Genomic DNA, 20,989 nt, shown 5'->3' with positions numbered 1-20,989 from the left:
ATTCCCCGGGCAGTCCCTTTTGCGGGAGCAGATCATGAGTAACCAGTTATCGGCCATGCTACGCGCCTGGCAGGAAGGCAAAACAGATACCGAATGGGTTCTGGGTACGGTTTATCGCACCGAGGGTTCGGCCTATCGCAAGGCCGGGGCAATGATGCTGATCAACGGGCACGGGCAACAATTCGGGCTGCTCAGCGGCGGCTGCCTTGAAGCCGACATCATCCGCAATGCAAGGCGCGCCATGGTTACCGGCAAAACGGTCATGCTGGTTTATGACGGCAATGACGAAGACGATCTGTCCTTCCGGCTTGGGGTCGGCTGCGGCGGCAAGGTCTTCATCATGCTGCAACCGCTTGACCGCGCAAACGACCTTGGACTTTCGGACCTTTGCTATGCGTTAATGGTTCGCCAAAGCGGTCTGTATTTCCAGAAAATCGGCGACACGCGCGGATATTTCAAACGCGCCGACCACACCGGTCAGCGCTCCGCCTATGTCGAGGACCGCATTGATGGTGACTGGCTTGTCACACCAATTGTGCCCGAACCGCATATCCTGATCGTCGGTGGCGGACTGGATGCCCGGCCTGTGGTTTCCATCGCGCATGAAATGGGTTGGAAAACCACATTGGTTGATCCCCGCCCCGCAAATGCCCGCCTGGAACACTTCCCCAAGGCAAGCACGATCCTGCGCCGGATCGATCCAACTCTTGCTGATTATGTTGCGCAACATCGTGTTGATGCCGCAATCCTGATGTCACACAGCATTGATATCGATGCCAAGGCGCTTCAGATTCTGAAATCCAGCCCATTGCGCCATATTTCTATGCTGGGTCCGCGCCATCGTTTCGCCGACGTTCTTGAACGTGCGGACCTTGCCGAACCTGCCCTTCCCTTCCCGGTGGCAAGCCCCGCCGGAATTGATATCGGCGGACAACTGCCTGAAAGCATAGCACTTTCGATGCTATCGGGCATTCACGCGGCACTTTACAAATTTGATGCGGCACCCGCCCTGGCACAGGCAGCGGAATGATGAAAATCGCCGCTCTTATCCTTGCTGCGGGTGAAAGCACGCGATTTGGCGGACGCAAACAGCTTGCCGATATTGATGGCAAGCCGATGCTTGAACACGCAATTGATCAGCTTCGCCCGATCTTCGAAGATGATCTTTATGTCGTGCTGGGTGCCTATCGCGATGAAATCCTCTCGGTGATCGGCAATCGTGCCAAAACCATCACCAACGATAACTGGCAATCCGGCATGGGATCGTCGATTGCAGCCGGGATTGCCGGAATTTGTGCGGCTGGTACGTATGACGGTGTTCTGATCGCCCTTGGTGATCAGGTCGGCTTAACCGGCAGCGACTATCAGAAACTTCTGAATGCCTTTGACGGAAGCCACATCATTGCATCGCGCTATAAGGAAATGAACGGCGTTCCTGCACTGTTTCCGGCCGCCTATTTTCCGGAACTTTCCATGATGGGTGGCGCGCGCGGTGCACAACAGGTGCTTAATAACAGCAGTTACAATATCAGTGCGATTGCAATCCCGAATGCAGAATTCGATATCGATACCCCGGAAGATCTGAAACTGTTTTCCAGCCAGCTTTTCGAAGCAAGCTGACCTGCAACCGATTTTAAGGCAATCTGGATATCTTCAGCATCTGGCGAAAAACGCCGCAACCGGAACCGCGCATTTATGAAATCAACCGCCAACATCATGGTCCTTCTGGTCGAGGACAACATGGATATTGCCGGAACAATCAGCGACTACCTGACGATTGAAGGCATCGAATGCGATCATGCCTTTGACGGTGAAACGGGTTTTCAGCGCGCACTTACCGGCGAATATGATGTGATATTACTTGATATCATGCTGCCGTTTCGCGATGGCATCAGCATCTGCAATGCATTGCGCAACGAAGGGATCGACACGCCGGTTCTGATGCTGACGGCACGCGATACGCTGTCTGACAAGCTTGAAGGTTTCAGTGCCGGGGCCGATGACTATCTGGTCAAACCCTTTGCCCTTGAAGAACTTCTGATGCGCACACGGGTCCTGTCGCGCCGCCGCAGTGGTGAAATCCGGCGGTTTTCACTTGGCGATCTGATTGTTGATTTCGAAAACAGACAGGTCGCACGATCCGGGCAGGCAATCAGTCTTTCCCCAACAAGCTGGACCATTCTGGAAGTTCTCGCGCAAAACAGCCCGCATGTTGTGACACGATCACGACTGTCGATGGCGCTGTGGCAGGGAGACCCGCCAGATACCAATGCGCTCAAGACGCATCTTTACAAATTGCGGATGCGCATCGACAAACCATTCAATCAAAACCTGATCCATACAGTTGCCGGCCAGGGCGTGGCCCTTCGCGAGTAAAAAAGACATGCATTCCTGCGCACCGATCCAGAAAACCTTTTCCCGCTTTGTACGGAACTACGTTTTGCTGGCACTTGTCATTACGCTGGTGATCTATACCGGTGTGGTTAATTTCTACATGCTGTATGGCAAGTGGATGGTTGCGAGTTTCCAGTTGCAGACCATCGCGGAACAATATGATGAAATGCGCGCCAAAGACCCAACGACCCCGCTTCCCAACGGCTTTAACATCCAGACCTTCACGGATTATGACGCTTTGCCGGAACGGCTGCGCGACCGCTACAAGCCCAAAGATATCGACCCGGGCGAGCTTTACTACCTGAACACCGATAAATATGCCGCGCAAAAAGACCCCGACAACCCGGTCTTTCTGGTGTTTCCCCATATTCTTGCCGACGGCACGCAAATCCTGCTGTTGCAGACCTATCACGCGGGTGATGAGGACAGCGTCTATTTTTCGCGATTGCACAAACTGGCTCTTCTTTCCATTCCGTTTGCGCTTGGTGTTGTTGCGATATTTGCCTATGTGCTTTGGCTGATCGGCAAACGCATGACGCAGCCATCGGAGAACCTGCAAAGCTGGGCTAAAACCCTGTCGACGGAAAATCTCGATCAACCGGTCCCCGATTTCGGCTTTACCGAACTCAATGACGTCGCCAAGGAACTGCATCAGTCACTGGTCAGGGTCGACAAGTTCGTGACACGTGAACGCGAATTCCTGCGTCAGGCCAGCCATGAATTGCGAACCCCGGTAACGATTGTCAGCGGCAATGTCGAACTGCTCGATAAAACACCGTTAAACGAAATTCAGGTTCGTCTGGCCGCGCGCATCAAACGCGCCAACCGCAACATGCAGCAATTGATTGAAACCCTGCTTTGGCTGGGGCGCGAAGCAACACCGAACGGTATTCAGGAAAAGATCGACTATCCGGCCTTCGTGCGCGAAGCCATCGTCGATCTTGCCTATCTGACAGACGGCAAGAACCTGACATGCGAATTCAGTGCCGACGATGAAAGCGGCGCGATCACAGCATCACCTGCCGCCCTGATGATTGTCGTATCCAACCTGATCCGCAATGCGTTCGAACACACGCCCAAGGGGCGGGTTACGGTCCGGCTTGAAGCCAACAGACTGATTGTCGAAAACAACCTGATGACCTGTGCCGGCGATTATGTCCGCGATCAGGGCGAAGGCATCGGCCTGCATCTGGTGCGCCGGATTTGCGAACGTTGCAACTGGAAATGCGATACAACCTTCCTTGCCGCGGGCGGCATGCGCGCAATCTTCACAGTCAGCAACCACACCTGAGGCCCCACGGCACGCCAGGACCCGGTACGGAAAAGAAATGCCATTATAGAGCAGCTATTTCCTGAACAACTTCAAAATCGACGACCGACAAGTCCGCGCAGAACGCGGCGGACAGGATATTGTATAAATTTACCCTCGACTCTTCAAAAAGACTCCGATATCGTTTGATTAATCGATTAACCAGCTAATCAATGATGCCAGATCACATCTTTTGGGTGTTTGACGGGGGTATTAAGTGGCTTCACCGCGTTCCGGACCGAATATGAGCATGATTGCCGACGCCCTTGGGGTGTCTTCGGCAACCGTATCGAACGCGCTGTCGGGAAAGGGCCGGGTATCGGCCGATCTGGTCGATAAAATCCGCAAAAAAGCCGACGAACTTGGTTATGTTCCCAGCAATGCGGGCCGGGCACTGCGCACCGGTCGATCAAATGTACTGGGCCTTGTCCTTCCCGATATTTCCAACCCGCTGTTCCCGCAAATCGCGCAGGCGATGGAAACGGCGGCATCAAATGCCGGTTACGGGGTTCTGATTGCGGACTCGCGTGGCAATGTCACCACCCAGACACAAGCCATCAGCCGCCTGATCGAACGTGGTGTTGATGGTCTGGTCGTCATTCCGCGTCGTGGCACACGGATCGGCGATGTTGGATGCCCTGTTGCAATGGTCGATACCCCTTCAACACCGGGCAACACCGTTTCGGCAGACCATTGGGAAGGCGGGGCCAAGGTCGCGCGCCATCTGGTCGATCTGGGTCACAAAAATTTTCTTCTGATCGGGCATGACCCGGCATCGAACGTGCAAAATGACCGCATCGGCGGCATGAAATCGGCACTTGGCCGCAATATCCGTCATACGACGATCTGGCTTGAAACATTGATGCGCGAACGTGGCGAACGGGCATCGCTTGGCCTGATTGACCACGTTCAAAACGGGGTCACAGCAATTGCAGCCGTTTCGGATTTACACGCCCTTCGCGTTCTGACCGAATTGCAGACTGCCGGGATCAAGGTCCCGCAACAGGTCAGCGTGACCGGCTTTGACGATCTTATTTTCTCGCCCGTGGTGACCCCTTCGTTGACCACGGTGCATATGGATATGGCCCGAATTGCCGAATTGGCGATTGCCGCCCTTGTGTGCGAAATCGAGCAGGCCAAATCCACTGCCCCAACCGGCAAGACGTTAAAACGCACCGTCACTGCCGACATATCCAAGGTTTCGATGGAACTGATGGTCCGCGCGTCAAGCGGACCGGCGGTTTCCCCTGACGCACCCTTCCCAACCGGAGAAACGCTGTGATGCCGATGAAAAAACTGCTTATGGCTTCTGCTGCCCTTTTGCTGTCCGTAAGTGCGGCAAAGGCTCAGGAAAAGACCCTGACCATTTCGGTCTATGGTTTTGCACAGGATGAATTCAAGAAAATCCTGTATGACCCGTTCGAAGAAAAATGCGGTTGCGAACTGGTTGTCGAAACCGGCAACTCGGTCGAACGTCTTGCCAAAATCGAAGCCAACAAAGCCGATCCGGTAATCGACCTTGCGGTTATTTCCATGCGTGATGCACTGGCAGCTGCCAAGGACGGCCTGACCGACAAGGTCGATACATCAAAACTGTCGAACTTTGACAAGCTTTATGACATTGCCAAAGACCCGAATGACGATGGCATGAGTGTTGGCTACACCTTCTATGCCAGCTCGATTGCCTATCGTTCTGACAAGATGACAGTCGAAAGCTGGGCGGACCTCCTGGCCGATGATGTCGTCGATCATGTTGCCCTTCCGAACGTCACGACCACACAGGGCCCGCTGACGCTTTATATGCTCGGCAAGGCCCTTGGCGATGAAGACCCGTCGCTCAAAACCCCGATTGCCGCCGTTGGCGAAAAGAAGGACGAGATCGTCACCTTCTATGTCCGTTCTTCCCAACTGGTGCAGTTGATGCAGCAGGAAGAAATCTGGGCCGCACCCATCGGGCGTTTTGCATGGTCCGGTTTTTCGAAAATGGATTTGCCGATCAAATGGGCAACCCCGAAGGAAGGCCAGTCCGGCGGCATGAATGTCATGGTCCTGACCAAGGGCAGCAAGAACCGCGATCTTGCGCTTGAATTCATGGATTTCTGGCTTTCGACCGAAATCCAGACGGCATTGGCGGAAAACCTTGTCGACAGTCCGGCGAACAAGGACGTCAAGGTTTCCGACGAGGTTGCCGAAAACCTGACCTATGGGGCCGATACCGTTGCCAATCTGCATCTGATCCCGTCACAGGTTGCCATCGACAATCAGGAAACCTGGTTGTCGGAATGGAACAACAAGGTCGGCCAGTAATCGCCACCATGATCATTATCGGATCGGGGCAGGTCGCCATTTGCCCCGATCCGGCGGGCCTTGCTCGCGCCATCACTTATTGACTTTAACCGAAGACAAGGTTGCCGAGATGTTTCAGAACCGGGCCGAAGCCTTTGCGCTGGTCCTCCCTGCCGCGATCTTTGCCGCTGTGGTCTTTCTGGCCCCGGTTCTGATTCTTCTGTCCGAAGGTTTTCGGTCGGGCGATAGCTGGACGATACAGGCCTATATCGATTTCTTTTCCCAGTCGCTTAATCAGACTGTCTTTTTGCGCACGCTTAAACTGGCAGCGCTGGTCACGGCCGCCTCGGCCGTCATCGGCTATGCTGCGGCCTTTGCAATCGTGAACCTGCCGCCAAAGGGCAAGGGCCGGATCACCGGGCTTGTTGTGTTGCCGCTGATGATTTCACCGGTGGCGCGGACCTATGCGTGGCTGGTGATCCTTGGCCGGACCGGATTTGTGAACAAGGCACTGGTTGCCGTCGGGCTATCGGATGAACCGATCCGCTTCCTGTTCACCGAAACCGCCGTTTTCATCGGCTTGCTGCAACTGTTCCTGCCACTCATGATCATTTCACTGATCAGTGCGCTTGAAAACATGCCGCGCGATGCGGTGCCGGCTGCTCGTGTTCTTGGTGCCAACTGGTTACAGGTTTTCACCAAAGTCATCCTGCCACTAACCAAAGAAGGCCTTGTGATCGGTGGCACACTGGTCTTTACCGGATCCATGACCGCCTATATCACCCCGGCCATTCTCGGCGGGTCCAAGGTCCTGATGCTTGAAACCCTGCTCTATCAGCGCGTGACCGTGGCCAATGATTTCGTATCAGCCAGTGTGATCGCCCTGATCCTGATCGTTATGGCATTTGCAGCCAACCTTCTGCTCAAACGCCTTGCCACCGCGAGGAACAAGCGATGACCAACAAGCTGTTTTCCCCGATCATTCTTTTGCTGGTACTGGCCTTTCTGATTGGTCCGTTCCTGATCATTATCGCGGCATCGCTGTCGGCGGGCGAAACGCTTGCCTTCCCGCCTCAAGGGCTGTCCCTGCGCTGGGTGCTGAAAGTCTTCGAAGTCGAAAGCTTCCGTGCGAGTTTCGGCATCTCGATGTTTCTTGCCATCGGCGGCACGCTTGCCGCCCTGATCCTTGGCATTCCGGCAAGTTATGCGCTGTCGCGCTACAAGGTTCCCGGTGCGGAAACCATCCGGACCATCGTATCGTCGCCGATCATTGTGCCGGGTATCATCGTCGGTTTGGCACTGCTGCGTTATTTCGTTGTACCTTTCAATTTCGGCATTCTGTTTGCGCTGTTTCTGGCGCATACCGCACTGATCCTGCCCTATGCGGTGCGCGTGGTGTCGGCCAGCCTGAACAATTTGCGATCTGACATCGAAGAAGCCGCCGTGCTTTTGGGGTCATCGCGGATTGGCGCCTTTTTCCGCGTGGTGATGCCCAATATCCGTGGCGGTATTCTTGCTGCCTTCATTCTGGGCTTTGTCACCAGCTTCAATCAGGTTCCGGTTTCCCTGTTTTTGTCGGGCCCCGGCGTCCGAACCCTTCCCATCGACATGCTCGCCTATATGGAAATCACCTATGACCCGTCGGTCGCAGCCCTGTCCGCGCTGCTGGCCTTCATGTCGCTGGGCATTGTCTTTCTGGCCGAACGTTTCCTAGGATTTTCCCGCTATGTCTGATGCCCGCTTTCTCTGTCTTGAAAAACTGACCCTGTCCTACGGCAAAAATGTTGCCGTGCCGGAAATGGATCTAGATATCGGCAAGGGTGAACTGGTTGCCCTGCTTGGCCCGTCAGGCTGTGGCAAAACCACAACCATGCGCGCAATTGCCGGGCTGATGGAGCCGTCATCGGGCAAGATCATCCTTGATAATATCGATATCACCCGAACCCCCGCCAACAAACGGCCGGTCGGGCTGGTGTTCCAGTCCTATGCCCTGTTCCCGCACCTTAATGTCTATGAAAACGTGGCCTTCGGCCTGAAGCTGATGGGAGTTCGCGGCAAGGAGCTGGACGACAAGGTCCAGGAAGGCCTTCGAACTGTCGGCCTGTCCAAATTCGCCACCCGCAAACCCGCCGAGCTTTCCGGCGGCCAGCAGCAGCGCGTCTCGCTGGCGCGTTCGATGGTGATGGAACCCAAGGTGCTGCTTCTTGACGAACCGCTCTCAAACCTTGATGCACGGCTCCGCCTTGAAATGCGCACCGAATTACAGCGTGTGCAAAAGGAAAGCGGTGTCACGATGATCTTTGTTACTCACGATCAGGTCGAAGCCCTTGCCATGGCCGACCGGATTATCGTGATGCTTGATGGTCATATCGAACAGATCGGCACGCCCGAAGATATCTATAACCGCCCGGTTTCCGATTTTGTTGCGGACTTCGTCGGGTTTGAAAATGTCTTCGCGCTTGAAGACGGCAAACTCAAAACCGCAACCGGAACTGTCGAACTTTCGGGCACGCCCCCGCTTGATACCAAAGGCCTTGCCTGGCGACCGTCGATGGTCTCCCTTGGCAGCGGACCGTTCGAGGGCACCATACGCGGTACGTCATTTGCCGGAGGCACACGGGAATACCTGCTTGATACCCCACTTGGCCCGATCAAGGCGGAATGCGATGCCAGCCTTCCGGCCCATGAATTCGGTTCTGTCCTGAAATTCGATCTGCCTGTATCGCAGGCCGCACCCCTATCGCGCGTCGGGAGCCTTTGATGGGACTGTGGATTGACACCGATATGGGCTTTGACGATCTGGCCGCGGTGCTGATTGTCATCCATGCCGGAAAGCGGATCGACGGAATGTCCCTGATTGCCGGGAATTCCCCGCTTGAACGCGTGCGGATCAATGCAGCCAGTGCCGCACGCCAGTTTGGCTGGGGTTTCAAAATCTATACCGGCCGGGAAACGGCGGTTATGGGGGGACTTGAAACCGCCGAACGGATTCTCGGCCCCCTTGGCATGCAATCAAGCGGCGCACACCTGCCCGATTGCCGTCCGATTGCCGAAAGCAGCGCGTTCGACGGTCTTTGCAACTGGCTTGAAGGCAAATCCGGACCGGATGATGAACGCCATATTCTGGCCCTTGGCCCGCTTGGCAATATTGCATCTCTGGTTCTGGCCCGGCCTGATCTGGCGCGCAAAATCGACCGTGTGACATGGATGGGGGGTGCCGTAACGCGCGGCAATCATACCGCACTCGCCGAATATAATGCCTTTGCCGACCCCGAAGCTGTTGCCATTACCCTGTCCCATCAGGTGCCCCTGCGCATGGTGGATCTTGATCTCTGTCGGCAGGTACTGGCCACCCCGAATGATGTGACACCTATCCGCAATGCTGGCGGAAAAAATGCCGGTCTTCTGGCGGACTTGACCGAAGGATATATCAATATTGCCCTATCACGCGGGCGCGATGCGATGGCGATTTTCGATCCTTGCGCGGCGGTCGCGGTAATTGATCAGGATGCGATCAGCTTTGCCGATGCACATATCGAAATTGATACCAGCCAGGGTCCTTCGCGTGGGCAAACCATTGTTGACCCACACCCGACCGCGATCAAAAACGCGCAATATGCCGTTTCTGTTGATACAAAACGCGCGCGCGACCTGATCTTTTCAGCCCTGAAGGCGGAAGCAGCGAAATGAATAACCGCACGACAGAACCCGGTGATCTGACCTGCCATAAATTGCGCACACGTGCCGTTGCCGCCGCACGCGGCGATGAACCGTTCGATATCCTGATTACCGGTGGCAAGCTCGTCGATATGGTGACCGGTGAAATTCGCAAGGCCGATATTGGCCTGATCGGGCCAATGATCGCAAGCGTCCATGAACCGGCAACCAGAAGCGACGCCCGCAAAATCATCAGCGCCCGGGGCGGTTATGTCAGCCCCGGCCTGATCGATACACACATGCATGTCGAAAGCTCGATGGTCACACCGGCGGTCTATGCCGAAACAGTCGTTGCCCGCGGCGTCACCACAATCGTCTGGGATCCGCATGAATTTGGCAATGTGCGGGGGCTTGGCGGTGTCCGCTGGGCGATTGAAGCAACACGTGACATGCCATTGCGCGTACTTGTTCTGGCACCGTCCTGCGTTCCCGCTGCGCCCGGCCTTGAAATGTCCGGTGCTGATTTTGACGGTGATGCCATGGCCGAAATGCTGTCCTGGCCCGAAATCGCCGGGGTTGCCGAAGTCATGAATATGCGCGGTGTGATTGATCGCGATCCGCGCATGACCAATATCATGCAGGCAGGGCTTGCATCGGGGAAACTTGTCTGCGGTCATGCACGCGGCCTTGAAGGACCTGATCTTGCCGCCTTTATGACGGCAGGGGTCAGTTCTGATCATGAATTGGTTTCAAACGATGATCTGATGGCAAAACTGCGTGCCGGTCTCGCGATTGAAATGCGCGGATCGCACGACCATCTGCTGCCGGGTTTTGTCGAAACGCTTAATGAATTGGGTTTTCTGCCACAAACCGTCACGCTTTGTACCGATGACGTCTTCCCCGACGACCTGTTCAATGCTGGCGGGCTTGATGATGTGGTGCGTCGCCTGGTCCGTTATGGCATGAAACCGGAATGGGCGTTGCGGGCGGCAACCCTGAATGCTGCGATGCGCCTTGGCCGTTCCGATCTTGGTCTGATTGCCGCCGGACGGCGTGCCGATATTGTCGTCTATGACGACCTGACCGATTTTCAGGCGCGCCATGTCATCGCAAATGGCGAGATTGTTTCCGAGGCAGGTGAAATGACGGCGAAAGCCGTTTCGATTGATCCCGCCCCCCTTTCCGACACAATGAAGATGGATGTCCTGAGCATTGATGATTTTCGCGTGCCTGCGTCCGGGGATCGCGTCCGGATTGCCATCATCGACCGACCGCGCTTTACCCGCTGGGCGACGGCTGACACCGATGTAAAGGACGGCTATGTTGTGCCACCTTCGGGCACGACCATGATCGCTGTTGCCCATCGCCACGGAAAGGCGGACAGCAAACCACGCGTCGGCTTCCTGACCGGATGGGGTGACTGGAAAGGTGCTGTTTGCACCACCGTCTCGCATGATAGCCACAACGTTACGGTGTTTGGCGGTAACCCGCGCGACATGATGGTGGCGGCCAATGCCGTCATCCGTGCCGGTGGCGGTATGGCGGTGGCATCAAACGGCAAGCTTGATGCGCTTCTTCCCCTGCCGCTTTGCGGGCTGGTTTCGGACGCCCCCATGGATCATGTTGCGCAGCAATTTGCCGATATCCGAACCGCCGCGGATGCGATTGTCGACTGGCAACCGCCCTATCTGGTTTTCAAGGCCCTGTTTGGCGCAACGTTGGCCTGCAATCCCGGCCCGCACCAAACCGACCGCGGGATCGGCGATGTTACCACCGGTCAACTTCTAACCACGCCGGTTCTCGAAGGCTTATAGATCGCCAAATACCCCGCGATATCCATCATGTTATCGCGGGGAATCGCCTATTACTTCGCCGCGTCCAGTGACGCAAAATAACCCAGCTGATAATTGATCGGCAGGAACCGGTCATGCAGTTGGCGGAACGTTTCATCGGGATCAAGATCGGCAAACAGGTCAGGATGGAACCATTTTGCCATCTGCTGGATCGCAACGAACTGATAGGGGCTATTATAAAATTGGTGCCAGACAGCATGGAATGCTTGCGTTTTTTGCGCCGCAATTCCAAGATAGGCCGAACGTGCCGGATAATATTCTAGCTTCTTCTCAACCAGTTGCGCATCCGCCCCCGGCCCGACCGGCACCCATTTCCCGCCCGGCACATAGGCATCCCACGCGGCACTGGTGACAATCACATGATCGGGACTTGAAACCAGAACCTGTTCGGCATTGATTTGCCCGAACGTTCCGGGGATCAGGTCCTTGGCAATGTTATCCCCCCCCGCCATTTCAACCATCGCACCGAAATTGCCGTCGCCAAACGAATGGCAGCAATCCTCGTAAAAACCGGCGGCCCGATCGATAAAGACTTTGGGGCGCGCCGGATTGGCTTCCGCCAGTTTATCGGTCACGCGGGCAATTTCGGCGGCGCGGAATGTGATGAACTCTTCTGCACGGGCTTCCTGATCGAACAGTTTGCCAAACAGCCTGATTGATGGCTCCGTATTGCGTTCCGGGTCATGCCGGAAATCGACATAGATCACCGGAATGCCAAGCGCACCAAGCTTCTCAACATAGTTCGCCTCGTCAACGGCCTGTTGTGTTTCAAGGTTCAGGAACACGACGTCAGGCTTTTGCGCAATCGTGGTTTCGATATCAATCAGGCTTTGTTCCAGCCCGGCAAAAGCCGGAATATCGCCAAATGCCGGGAACTTCGCCAGATAGGCCTGATAAGTAGCCGGGTCTGCCTCAATCAGGTCCTTGCGCCAGCCAACAATCCGTTTCGCCGGATTTTCACGATCCAATGCGGCGATGATATAAAGCTGCCGCCCTTCACCCAAGACAGCCCTTTGGATCGGCATATTAACCCCGACCTCGCGTCCGGCAATGTCGGTGACGGTGATCATTTCGGCCTGTGCTACCTGGATACAAAGCAGGCTTAAACCTGCGGCGGTAATCAGGCGTGATATCGCTTTTACGATCATTATTATTCTCCGGGAATTTCTGATGGTCGGGCAATCGTGTCTGCACGCGCGCGCGCAAAAACGGTCAGGACAAACCCGATGGCGTAAACAAATCCGACAAGGAAATAGATATTTGAAAGTCCGGCGGCCTGACTGAACCAGCCGCCAAGGGCGATACCCGCGATGGAGGCAAATTGTGCCGTACTTTGCGCAAGACCAAGGACATGACCCTGGCTGTGGTCGCCCACCGCACGTGACACAAGGGCGGCCAGTACCGGCGTCGTCGCACCAAGCAACACACCCCAGATAAAATACATCGTGGTAAAAACAAAGATCGACCGGGTGGCACCGGCAAGCCCGGTCACCACCACACATCCGGCAATCACCAGACACATGCCGCCCAGAATATCGCGCGCCGCACGCCCTTCGAAATAGCGCGCCCAAAGGGATGCCGAAACAACAAAACCAAGTGCCAGCAAGCCATAGCAAAAACCGACGACCCAGTTGCCAACATCAAAGATGTTCAGCACATAAATCGAAAACGGCGATTGGGTTACCATTCTGCCGAGTAGCAAAATGCCGAGAATGGTCAGAATGGGGATGATCTGTGGTGATCGCAAAATACTGATCTTTGCGACGGGCGTTGCATCCGGGGCAGCATCACGGTTTGTACCTTTTGGCGTTGCAACCGGCAGCAATACCCAAACCGAGATCAAACAGATCGTGCAAAGAATGGCCGCGGAAAAGTTGATCCAGAAGAAAGCCGCATGATCAAGGATCACGCCCCCCACCAACGCACCGCCAAGCGAACCGACATTGGTTGAGACCTGAAGATAGGCAAACAGCTTTGCCCGTCTTGCCGGACTTTCGATACTGACGCCATAAGCTTGTGCTGGCGCAATATAGCCCGCACACGCCCCTTGCAGGAACCGCAACATCAGGATCAGCCACACGTCATTGGCATAGGCCAGCGCAAGCTGGGTAATCGCAAGCCCGAAAAGGGCGCGCATCATCATCGCCTTATGACCGAACCGATCCCCAAGCCGCCCCCAGAACGTGCTGGTCAGCATGATGCCCAGCATCGGCCCGACATAGACCGCAATACTGGCAAATGTGAACAGGTCGTCCGAATGGCTTAATGAATGCAAATGAACGGGCCAGAACGGCCCGCTCATCTCCATCGCACCCATCGAGACCAGCTGGATGATAAACAGAAGATGTATCTGCCAGCGAACGGACATCCGACTAGAAATCAGCCGTTACAGACAGCAGAGCCGTACGAGGTGCTCCGACAGAGACCATGCTGAATTCGTTGACTCCCGCCCAATAGTCCTCGTCCGTTACATTCTGGATCGTCGCCCGGAAGGTAACTGGTGTTTCTGCGAAGATTGTTTTGTAACGGAGGCCCAAGTCCAGCGTCGTAGAATCCGGGATATCCAACGTATTCGTTGTGTTGACATATTGCTCGGAAACGTGGTTGACCGTGCCACTTAGCGTCAGCCCCTGCGCAAATGGTGTATCCCATTCGGCCGTCAGGTTGATTGACATTTCCGGTGCACCAACAGCCTGATTTCCCTTTGTTGTCGCACTATTGGTTTTGGTCAGTTCCGCATCCAGGAACATGACGCCGCCAAGCAATCGCACATTGGGCATAACTTCACCGAAAACACCAAGCTCAATACCGCGATTTCGCTGCTCTGCATCGGAGTTATAAACGTTATTTACCAACTGTCCCGATGGTTTCGTGATCTGGAATATCGCCGCCGTAGCACCGAAGTTACCGTAATCAAGCTTCACACCTGTCTCGATCTGCTTGGCAACGTATGGTGCCATTGCTTCGCCGGCATTGGTCGCTGTATTTGGTGCAATGCTGCCGCGGCTGAGCCCTTCAAGATAGTTGGCATAAACCGACAGCGAATTGTTTGGTTTCACGACAACACCAACCATCGGGGTCACGACGCTATCGTCATAACTTGAAGTTATCGCCCCGGTCGAGGCATTGAAGTTGTCCGTCTCAATGCGCTGGTGACGAGCGCCCACTGTCACTTGCATGAAATCATCCCACATCGACAGGGTATCTGCGATGGCAATCCCGCTCAGATCGGTTTCTGAGAGTTTTGGGCGGCCTGCCGGAACCGCGACAGCATCCATCGGATTGGCAACAGGTGAATATATGTTGGAATTCAGAGTATCATCGCCGTTCCGCAATCCCCGGCTAAATTCATCGGAATAACGGCTGACTTGCAAAGTTGCCTGATGTCCGACAAAACCTGTTTCAAACTCCCCACGAACTCCCGCATCCGCAGTCCAGCGCTTGGTTTGGAACTTTGCGTACGAAACGGTGTCGGTTGTATCCCCGGCAGAATTCTGGATTTCAGGATAGCCGAACAGACGCTCTACCTGGGTTTTCCCGCCACCGAAACTGCCAAACACGGTCATTGTTTCGGTAAGGTCATATTCGGCCCCAAGAAGAGCTGACTGATCGGCCACCTCGGACCATTCCCACTTGTTGGCAACGTTTCTATTCCCATCTGGCGCATTTGGCATCGAGGTAACAGCTCCATCCACCAGAAATTCCCGGAATGGCGCATTCAGGTTTTCACGTTGATCAATCAGGTCAAGTGTTGCTCTGAAATCATCACCACGATAATCAAGGGCAAGCGCCCCTAACGATGCTTCTCGTTCCTGATGATCAAGGTACGTATGGCCGTTGTGGTAGCCACCATTGAAGCGGACGCCCACCTGATTCTCGTCGCCAAAACGACGACCGAAATCAACGTTACCCCCTACCTGCTCGCCAAGTCCGTAATCGGTACTGACCCGGTTCAGGTCTTCGTCTCCGGCACGTTTGGGAACGATATTGATCACACCACCAACACCACTATTAGGTGCCATTCCCCCCAGAAGCGCAGCGGGGCCTTTAAGAACTTCGATACGCTCGGCATAACCAGTCTGCGCACGATATGTTGGTGCAACACCGTAAACCCCATTGAAGGAAACTTCGCCAGAGTTACCGGTATTCATGTTGAAACCACGGATTTGATAGGTATCAAGCATCCCGCCACTACTGTTTGGTGACCGAACGGATGGATCATGCTTTAAGACATCGGCAATCGTCTGAGCCTGCTGATCGGCAATCTTTTCGCTGGTGTAACTGGTGATGCTGACGGGTGCATCCATGATGTCCGTATTGCCCAGCATGCCAAGACGGCCACCGGTCGCGATCTGGCCACCGGCATAGGCAGGTGGCAGATCGGATTGCGTGCTGTTGGCTTCAACCCGGATCGGATCAACAACCGCAGCACCGCTTTGCCCTGCTTCCGCCGCAGGGTCGATCAGGATCAGGGAATTTTCGCCAGTTTCACGATAGGAAAGCCCGGTACCGCGCAGCAATGTATCAATTGCGGCGGGAACCGTCATATCCCCGCGGATTGCGCACGCACCATCGATAGACGGCAGATCAATCGTATAGGCAATCCGCCATCCCGAAGCGGCGCCGATTTCAGCAATCCCTTCGGCAAGGGAGGAAACCGAGATATCAAATGAATAGGTCGCCTGTGCAATTTCGGTCTGCACATTTGCCGCCAGCGCCCCCGATGTCGCTGGAACGACCATTGCCGTGGAAACCAGCAATGCCGAAATCAGAGAGTATGTTCTTGTTCTTGCTTGTTTGAATTCCAACTTCCCGCTCCATAAACGTCTTTTCTTTCAGGCAGGTCCCCCCTGCATCTAAAAGGACAAACGAACGGGAAATAAGAGTCCTCACATCGGAGAATGATTTTTTGCGAATTTTTCGCAATCTCAGTAAACAACAGTCAACCAGGGCGAGGTTCTGACGACCTTTGCGCCAATCGCATCGGCAACAGTTTCAAGCGATCCGGGAATATCGGTCGTCGGGAAACTGCCGGAAATGCTGCGCGTTCCTACATCGCCAATCACAACGATGCGGCCTTCATCAAAGTTTTCCAACCTGGCGGTCAGCTCTGAAACGGACATGTTGTGCACACTAAGCCGCCCCTTCATCCAGGATAGTGCGAGTCCGACATCGCCGATTTCAGATGGCGAGAGGGTTCCGTCATTGACAACAACCTGCTGCCCCGGTCCCAGCAGAACACCGTTTTCATTCAGCCCGCTTGATACGCGAACAGCCCCATCCTCGACAACCACAACAGTCTGTTGTGAAAGGCGATCCACATTGAATCGAGTGCCAACGACCTGTACCGTGGCATCGCCGGTCCGCACCCGGAACGGATCTCCATTACGGTGGACAACTTCAAAAAATGCCTGTCCCCGCAATAATTGTATTTCCCGGTGGCCTTCATCGAAGTCGGTCGATAACGCACTGTTGGCCGCAAGCCGCACAACCGAACCATCGGGCAATGCAATTGCAGTGACATTTGACTGCCCGGTAACGATATCGGCCTGGATGTTATCGATGAAATCGGGATGAAGGAAAAAGACCGCGCCCGCGACAAATACCATTCCCGCAAGGGCGGCAAAAGAGCGCCGCGGGCGGAACCATGAGAGGAAACCGGAAAGTGCTGGCTTCCTTTGGGTTTCAGAAAGACGTCTTGCCGGCTCCTCGATCCGGGCCCAAAGCACGCGCATCTGATCGAAGGCCAGCCGGTTATTGCGGTCTGCATTCAACCATTGTTCGAACTCGTATTCCTGCTCAGCCGACAGCGAACCACCTGCCCGTCTTGCGTGCCAGAGTGCAGCTTCGTCCTTTTGCTGTTCAGTCGGTTCAAAAGCGCCTTGCATAGGTTCCCGTTTCGCCCGTCATGATCTGGCGTTCATATCAGTAAATGATGTGATCCGCCAAATTCCCTTTCTATAAACAATAACGGATGACGATAAAATATCCTCATAGCACGTATGGGATTTATCAGACGTCGTCGCGATAGGCTGCCAGCCGTTCCTGGCAATGGCGCATGGTCCGGGCCAGTTGTTTTTCCACCGCACTGACGGAAATGCCATACTTTTTCGCCAATTTTGCGTTGGATATGCCATCGACACGATGAAGGATGAACATCTCGCGCGCCTTTGGCGAAAGTTCCAGCAAGGCACGGTCAAGCGCGGAAAGCGCCTGACGGGCTTCGGTATGATCGTAAGGAGACGTCGTTTCACACTGCCATATCTGATCCGGAAGGACCCCGTTCATGGCCTTCGCGCGGCCAAAGGTGCTGCGGTGATGATCAATGACGGCATTGCGTACTGACGCATAAAGCATCTTGGTATTGGCTTCCGGCTCGCCGCAATCACCGGACTGCATCAGACGCGCATAGACATCCTGCACAAGTTCGGCCGCAACTTCACGATCACGTATCCGCCGAACAACCATCGCGACAAGCTGACGCCGATGGTCTTCGAACAGCTTTGCAAGTGTGTTCCGCCAGAAACTCATGCGTATGTTCTATCATTACCTATGAAACTCCGCCCTATGGCCCGTTTCGCGCGCCCGGACAGACAGCCCCCACAACGGTGACGAGCGGAAAGTATCAGTAATGATAATCATTTTCAATATTGTTGATGCTTTTTGTAACCACACCAATCAAAACATGCGAAGCATCGATAAGTGGCGATGCCTTAGCTGATCAGATGCCCTTTCGATCGCCCATTCACCGACCACGATTAACAAGGGCAAAGCCACGCATTGATCTCGTGGGTAATGGCAGCATCGGCGCCGTCCGACAATAACATGGCCAAACGTTCAATTACGGCTTCACGCCAGAACGGACTGTCCTGCAACTGTCTGGGCATCCAGCCGGGAAGCTTCGCAAGATTTTCATATATATCTGCTGCATCCTGATGACCGGCCAATGCTTCTATTATTTCGTCCGCACGCGGGTCATTTAGAAGTTCGGCAGCTGCGTCTGGCGCAGTGTTGACACGCTGGCGCATCACAGCCATCCAGGCAGCAAAACAAAGGGCAAATGTACCGATCTTCTTGCTTTCCTGTGGCAGGTCGCAGGCCGGGGCAAAAATCCGCTGCGGGAGTTTTTCTGTGCCATCCATGGCGATCTGGCGAGTTTCATGTGCGATTTCCGGGTTGCGGAAACGCGCGACCAGTTCGGCCCCGTAATCCGAAAAATCAATCCCGGCAAGCGGTGCCATCGTTGCAGCAGCATTTTCCATATGCTGCGCAACAAGTTGCGAGAAAGCCTCGTTCGCCATGGCGTCGCGGACATAGCGGTAATCACCGACTTGCCCCAAATAGGCGATCAGGGAATGGCTGCCGTTAAGCATACGAAGCTTCATAAGCTCGTATGGCTCTACATCGTGAACCAGAATTGCACCGGCTTCTTCCCAGGCGGGCCTGCCATCGGGGAAATCATCCTCGATAACCCACTGTGAAAAGGGTTCGGTTTCAATTGCCGCCGGGTCGTCGATCCCGGTTAAACGCTTGGCATCCGAAAGCGTTGTCGCGGTTGCAGCCGGGGTAATCCGGTCAACCATCGTCGAAGGGAACGACACATTATCCTTGATCCAGCCTGCAAGGTCCGGGTCGCTCCGCTTGGCAAAGTCAATCACACCGTTGCGCAACAACACCCCGTTCGATGGCAGGTTGTCACAAGAAACGATTGTAAATGGACGAATACCGGCCTGTTTGCGGCGCTTCAGCCCGGCAACCAATATCCCGAGAAGCCCGGTTGGCGTGGCGGGATATGCCAGATCATGTTTTACAGCCGGATGTTCCGCCTGAACCGTCCCCGACACCCGATCAATGCCATATGCCTTTTCGGTGACCGTGATGGTAACAATCCGGATTTCCGGATCGGCAAGCGCATCCAAAACCGGTGCAACATCGCGCGAAGCCGCTATTGCCTTTGACAGGCTGGTGATCCTGCGGGCCTTGGGGCCATCCGGATGACGTTCAATCACCGTAAAGGCGCTGTCCTGGGCATTCAGGGCATCGACAATATCAGTGCTGCGCAAACTGACACCGAGGATGCGCCAGTTCCCGCCTTTGGCCTGCATCGCCACGTCGGTATAAACCGCCTGATGGGCACGGTGAAAAGCACCAATGCCGATATGCACGATACCGGCCGTTGCCATATCTGCATGGGGGGCAGCAGCGGAATTATCAGAAGGTGTCATTTTTGGGCCCCAAGCAAATCAAACCTTGCAGAAAGTGCCGTCATTACCCCCCGCAACTCGGCAAGGCCCTTGAGACGCCCGATCGCCGGATAACCCGGCTGTCCCTTCCGGTTCAGGTCATCAAGAATATCCTGCCCGTGATCCGGACGCATGGGGATGTTCCAGTCCGCACGTCCCGCAGCCTTCCGGCGTGCTTCCTCTCGCAGGATTTCCTCGATCAGATCGACCATGTTGGTGTCACCGTCCAAGTGCTCTGCCTCGTGGAAACTGCACGGCAAGCCTTCGCTTTCGCGTTTGGTATTGCGCAAATGGATGAAATGCACGCGATCCCCCCAGCGCCTCATCATCCCCGGCAGGTCATTTTCAGGACGGACACCAAGCGAGCCGGAACATAACGTAATACCGTTCTCCGGGATATCGATAGCACGCATGATAAAGACGTAATCGTCTTCGGTCGACATGATCCGCGGCAACCCCAGAAGCGCGAAGGGGGGATCATCGGGATGGCAACACATACGAATACCAACCTCGCGCGCGACCGGAACAACTTCTTCGAGAAACGCGACCAGATTGGCCCGCAGCGTATCGGCGTCGATCGCGGCGTAGGTTTCAAGCAGAGCACGCAGATCATCCAGAGAGAGGTTTTCAACCGACCCCGGCAAACCAAAGGCAACCGTTCGTTCCAGCTCGGCACGGCGTTTGTCCGTCATTTCGGCAAAACGGTTTTTGGCTTCGGCAACGATTCCGGCGGGATAGTCATTTTCCGCACCGGCACGGTTCAGGATGAACAGGTCAAACGCGACGAAATCGGTCAGGTCAAAACGCATGCAGGTCGCACCGTTGGCTAGTCGCCAATTCAGATGCGTGCGTGTCCAGTCAAGAACCGGCATGAAGTTGTAACAGACAATACGGATGCCGGAATCGGCAAGGTTGCGAAGGCTTTGCTTGTAAGCTTCGATGTGATTACGCCACGGACCAACCTGACGTTTGATCGATTCGGAAACCGGGAGACTTTCAACAACATCCCAGGTCAGTCCCGACGGCGCACCATCTTTCATGGTCGCGATTTCGGCATGACGCCTGGCAATTTCATCGGAAGTCCAGACAGCGCCACTCGGCACATGATGAAGGGCGGAAACCACACCATGTGCACCGGCCTGACAAATATCGTCAATGCTGACCAGGTCACTCGGGCCGAACCATCTCCAGGTTTGTTTCATGTGTTTCTCTCTGTATTGGCGTGGTGTCTTCAACACCGACTATAA

Annotated in this window: 18 protein-coding genes; 11 read left to right on the top strand and 7 right to left on the bottom strand. The window is 55.0% G+C overall.

What is annotated here, in order from left to right; genetic code table 11:
* The first annotated feature begins 34 nt into the window (after positions 1 to 34).
* From ABIE64_RS16325 to ABIE64_RS16275, 11 genes are all read left to right on the top strand, one after another.
* Entirely contained in the window at positions 35 to 1,030 is a 996-nt protein-coding gene (locus ABIE64_RS16325; protein WP_354377971.1) for an XdhC family protein, read from the top strand.
* Positions 1,027 to 1,620 carry a nucleotidyltransferase family protein gene (locus ABIE64_RS16320; RefSeq protein ID WP_354377970.1) on the top strand — a complete coding sequence of 198 codons (594 nt, stop codon included), beginning with the start codon at positions 1,027 to 1,029 and terminating at the stop codon, positions 1,618 to 1,620. The genes ABIE64_RS16325 and ABIE64_RS16320 overlap by 4 nt, the downstream gene beginning before the upstream one ends.
* 75 nt (positions 1,621 to 1,695) lie before the next feature.
* Positions 1,696 to 2,376: a response regulator transcription factor gene (locus ABIE64_RS16315; protein WP_341363201.1), complete on the top strand. Its 681-nt coding sequence runs from the start codon at positions 1,696 to 1,698 to the stop codon at positions 2,374 to 2,376.
* 64 nt (positions 2,377 to 2,440) lie between these two features.
* Positions 2,441 to 3,685, top strand: a complete 1,245-nt coding sequence (locus tag ABIE64_RS16310; protein WP_354377969.1) for a sensor histidine kinase — start codon at positions 2,441 to 2,443, stop codon at positions 3,683 to 3,685.
* 262 nt (positions 3,686 to 3,947) lie between these two features.
* Positions 3,948 to 4,985 (top strand): LacI family DNA-binding transcriptional regulator, encoded by a 1,038-nt coding sequence (locus ABIE64_RS16305; RefSeq protein ID WP_114093723.1) that lies wholly within the window; start codon positions 3,948 to 3,950, stop codon positions 4,983 to 4,985.
* Positions 4,985 to 6,010 (top strand): ABC transporter substrate-binding protein, encoded by a 1,026-nt coding sequence (locus ABIE64_RS16300; RefSeq protein ID WP_354377968.1) that lies wholly within the window; start codon positions 4,985 to 4,987, stop codon positions 6,008 to 6,010. Before ABIE64_RS16305 ends, ABIE64_RS16300 begins: the two co-directional genes overlap by 1 nt.
* A 109-nt stretch (positions 6,011 to 6,119) precedes the next feature.
* A complete protein-coding gene (locus ABIE64_RS16295; RefSeq protein WP_037990615.1) occupies positions 6,120 to 6,947 on the top strand; it encodes an ABC transporter permease in 828 nt (275 codons plus the stop codon).
* A complete protein-coding gene (locus tag ABIE64_RS16290) occupies positions 6,944 to 7,723 on the top strand; it encodes an ABC transporter permease (RefSeq protein WP_037990613.1) in 780 nt (259 codons plus the stop codon). Before ABIE64_RS16295 ends, ABIE64_RS16290 begins: the two co-directional genes overlap by 4 nt.
* On the top strand, positions 7,716 to 8,750 hold the full coding sequence (locus ABIE64_RS16285; RefSeq protein WP_354377967.1) for an ABC transporter ATP-binding protein: 1,035 nt from the start codon (positions 7,716 to 7,718) through the stop codon (positions 8,748 to 8,750). The genes ABIE64_RS16290 and ABIE64_RS16285 overlap by 8 nt, the downstream gene beginning before the upstream one ends.
* Positions 8,750 to 9,679, top strand: coding sequence for a nucleoside hydrolase (locus ABIE64_RS16280; RefSeq protein ID WP_354377966.1), 930 nt, complete (start codon positions 8,750 to 8,752; stop codon positions 9,677 to 9,679). The genes ABIE64_RS16285 and ABIE64_RS16280 overlap by 1 nt, the downstream gene beginning before the upstream one ends.
* Positions 9,676 to 11,460 (top strand): adenine deaminase, encoded by a 1,785-nt coding sequence (locus tag ABIE64_RS16275; RefSeq protein ID WP_354377965.1) that lies wholly within the window; start codon positions 9,676 to 9,678, stop codon positions 11,458 to 11,460. Before ABIE64_RS16280 ends, ABIE64_RS16275 begins: the two co-directional genes overlap by 4 nt.
* A 50-nt stretch (positions 11,461 to 11,510) precedes the next feature.
* Here the strand turns inward: ABIE64_RS16275 and ABIE64_RS16270 are convergent, their stop codons facing one another.
* The 7 genes from ABIE64_RS16270 to uxuA all read right to left on the bottom strand — a co-directional run bounded on the left by ABIE64_RS16270 (position 11,511) and on the right by uxuA (position 20,944).
* Positions 11,511 to 12,647 (bottom strand): ABC transporter substrate-binding protein, encoded by a 1,137-nt coding sequence (locus ABIE64_RS16270; RefSeq protein ID WP_354377964.1) that lies wholly within the window; start codon positions 12,645 to 12,647, stop codon positions 11,511 to 11,513.
* Positions 12,648 to 12,649: 2 nt separating this feature from the next.
* Positions 12,650 to 13,867 carry an MFS transporter gene (locus tag ABIE64_RS16265; RefSeq protein WP_354377963.1) on the bottom strand — a complete coding sequence of 406 codons (1,218 nt, stop codon included), beginning with the start codon at positions 13,865 to 13,867 and terminating at the stop codon, positions 12,650 to 12,652.
* Positions 13,868 to 13,871: 4 nt separating this feature from the next.
* On the bottom strand, positions 13,872 to 16,307 hold the full coding sequence (locus tag ABIE64_RS16260; protein WP_354377962.1) for a TonB-dependent siderophore receptor: 2,436 nt from the start codon (positions 16,305 to 16,307) through the stop codon (positions 13,872 to 13,874).
* Between the two features lie 120 nt (positions 16,308 to 16,427).
* Positions 16,428 to 17,387 (bottom strand): FecR family protein, encoded by a 960-nt coding sequence (locus ABIE64_RS16255; protein ID WP_062958713.1) that lies wholly within the window; start codon positions 17,385 to 17,387, stop codon positions 16,428 to 16,430.
* A gap of 124 nt (positions 17,388 to 17,511) precedes the next feature.
* Positions 17,512 to 18,030, bottom strand: a complete 519-nt coding sequence (locus ABIE64_RS16250) for an RNA polymerase sigma factor (RefSeq protein ID WP_071240811.1) — start codon at positions 18,028 to 18,030, stop codon at positions 17,512 to 17,514.
* Positions 18,031 to 18,257: 227 nt separating this feature from the next.
* Complete coding sequence (locus ABIE64_RS16245; RefSeq protein ID WP_354377961.1) at positions 18,258 to 19,724, bottom strand: mannitol dehydrogenase family protein; 1,467 nt, start codon at positions 19,722 to 19,724, stop codon at positions 18,258 to 18,260.
* The gene (gene uxuA, locus ABIE64_RS16240) at positions 19,721 to 20,944 is read right to left on the bottom strand and encodes a mannonate dehydratase (RefSeq protein WP_354377960.1); all 1,224 of its coding nucleotides are present in this window, start codon (positions 20,942 to 20,944) and stop codon (positions 19,721 to 19,723) included. The genes ABIE64_RS16245 and uxuA overlap by 4 nt, the downstream gene beginning before the upstream one ends.
* Positions 20,945 to 20,989 lie beyond the last annotated feature (45 nt).

The sequence above is a fragment of the Thalassospira sp. MBR-102 genome, from assembly GCF_040549275.1.
Taxonomy (GTDB): Bacteria; Pseudomonadota; Alphaproteobacteria; order Rhodospirillales; family Thalassospiraceae; genus Thalassospira; species Thalassospira xiamenensis.
This window is presented reverse-complemented; position numbering and strand designations above follow the sequence as displayed.

Excerpts from the sequence above, each read along its gene's own strand:
- ABIE64_RS16325 (WP_354377971.1), top strand. The coding sequence starts at position 35 with ATGAGTAACCAGTTATCGGCCATGCTACGCGCCTGGCAGGAAGGCAAA.
- ABIE64_RS16320 (WP_354377970.1), top strand. The coding sequence starts at position 1,027 with ATGATGAAAATCGCCGCTCTTATCCTTGCTGCGGGTGAAAGCACGCGA.
- ABIE64_RS16315 (WP_341363201.1), top strand. The coding sequence starts at position 1,696 with ATGAAATCAACCGCCAACATCATGGTCCTTCTGGTCGAGGACAACATG.
- ABIE64_RS16305 (WP_114093723.1), top strand. The coding sequence starts at position 3,948 with ATGAGCATGATTGCCGACGCCCTTGGGGTGTCTTCGGCAACCGTATCG.
- ABIE64_RS16300 (WP_354377968.1), top strand. The coding sequence starts at position 4,985 with ATGCCGATGAAAAAACTGCTTATGGCTTCTGCTGCCCTTTTGCTGTCC.
- ABIE64_RS16295 (WP_037990615.1), top strand. The coding sequence starts at position 6,120 with ATGTTTCAGAACCGGGCCGAAGCCTTTGCGCTGGTCCTCCCTGCCGCG.
- ABIE64_RS16290 (WP_037990613.1), top strand. The coding sequence starts at position 6,944 with ATGACCAACAAGCTGTTTTCCCCGATCATTCTTTTGCTGGTACTGGCC.
- ABIE64_RS16285 (WP_354377967.1), top strand. The coding sequence starts at position 7,716 with ATGTCTGATGCCCGCTTTCTCTGTCTTGAAAAACTGACCCTGTCCTAC.
- ABIE64_RS16280 (WP_354377966.1), top strand. The coding sequence starts at position 8,750 with ATGGGACTGTGGATTGACACCGATATGGGCTTTGACGATCTGGCCGCG.
- ABIE64_RS16275 (WP_354377965.1), top strand. The coding sequence starts at position 9,676 with ATGAATAACCGCACGACAGAACCCGGTGATCTGACCTGCCATAAATTG.
- ABIE64_RS16270 (WP_354377964.1), bottom strand. The coding sequence starts at position 12,647 with ATGATCGTAAAAGCGATATCACGCCTGATTACCGCCGCAGGTTTAAGC.
- ABIE64_RS16265 (WP_354377963.1), bottom strand. The coding sequence starts at position 13,867 with ATGTCCGTTCGCTGGCAGATACATCTTCTGTTTATCATCCAGCTGGTC.
- ABIE64_RS16255 (WP_062958713.1), bottom strand. The coding sequence starts at position 17,387 with ATGCAAGGCGCTTTTGAACCGACTGAACAGCAAAAGGACGAAGCTGCA.
- ABIE64_RS16250 (WP_071240811.1), bottom strand. The coding sequence starts at position 18,030 with ATGAGTTTCTGGCGGAACACACTTGCAAAGCTGTTCGAAGACCATCGG.
- ABIE64_RS16245 (WP_354377961.1), bottom strand. The coding sequence starts at position 19,724 with ATGACACCTTCTGATAATTCCGCTGCTGCCCCCCATGCAGATATGGCA.
- uxuA (WP_354377960.1), bottom strand. The coding sequence starts at position 20,944 with ATGAAACAAACCTGGAGATGGTTCGGCCCGAGTGACCTGGTCAGCATT.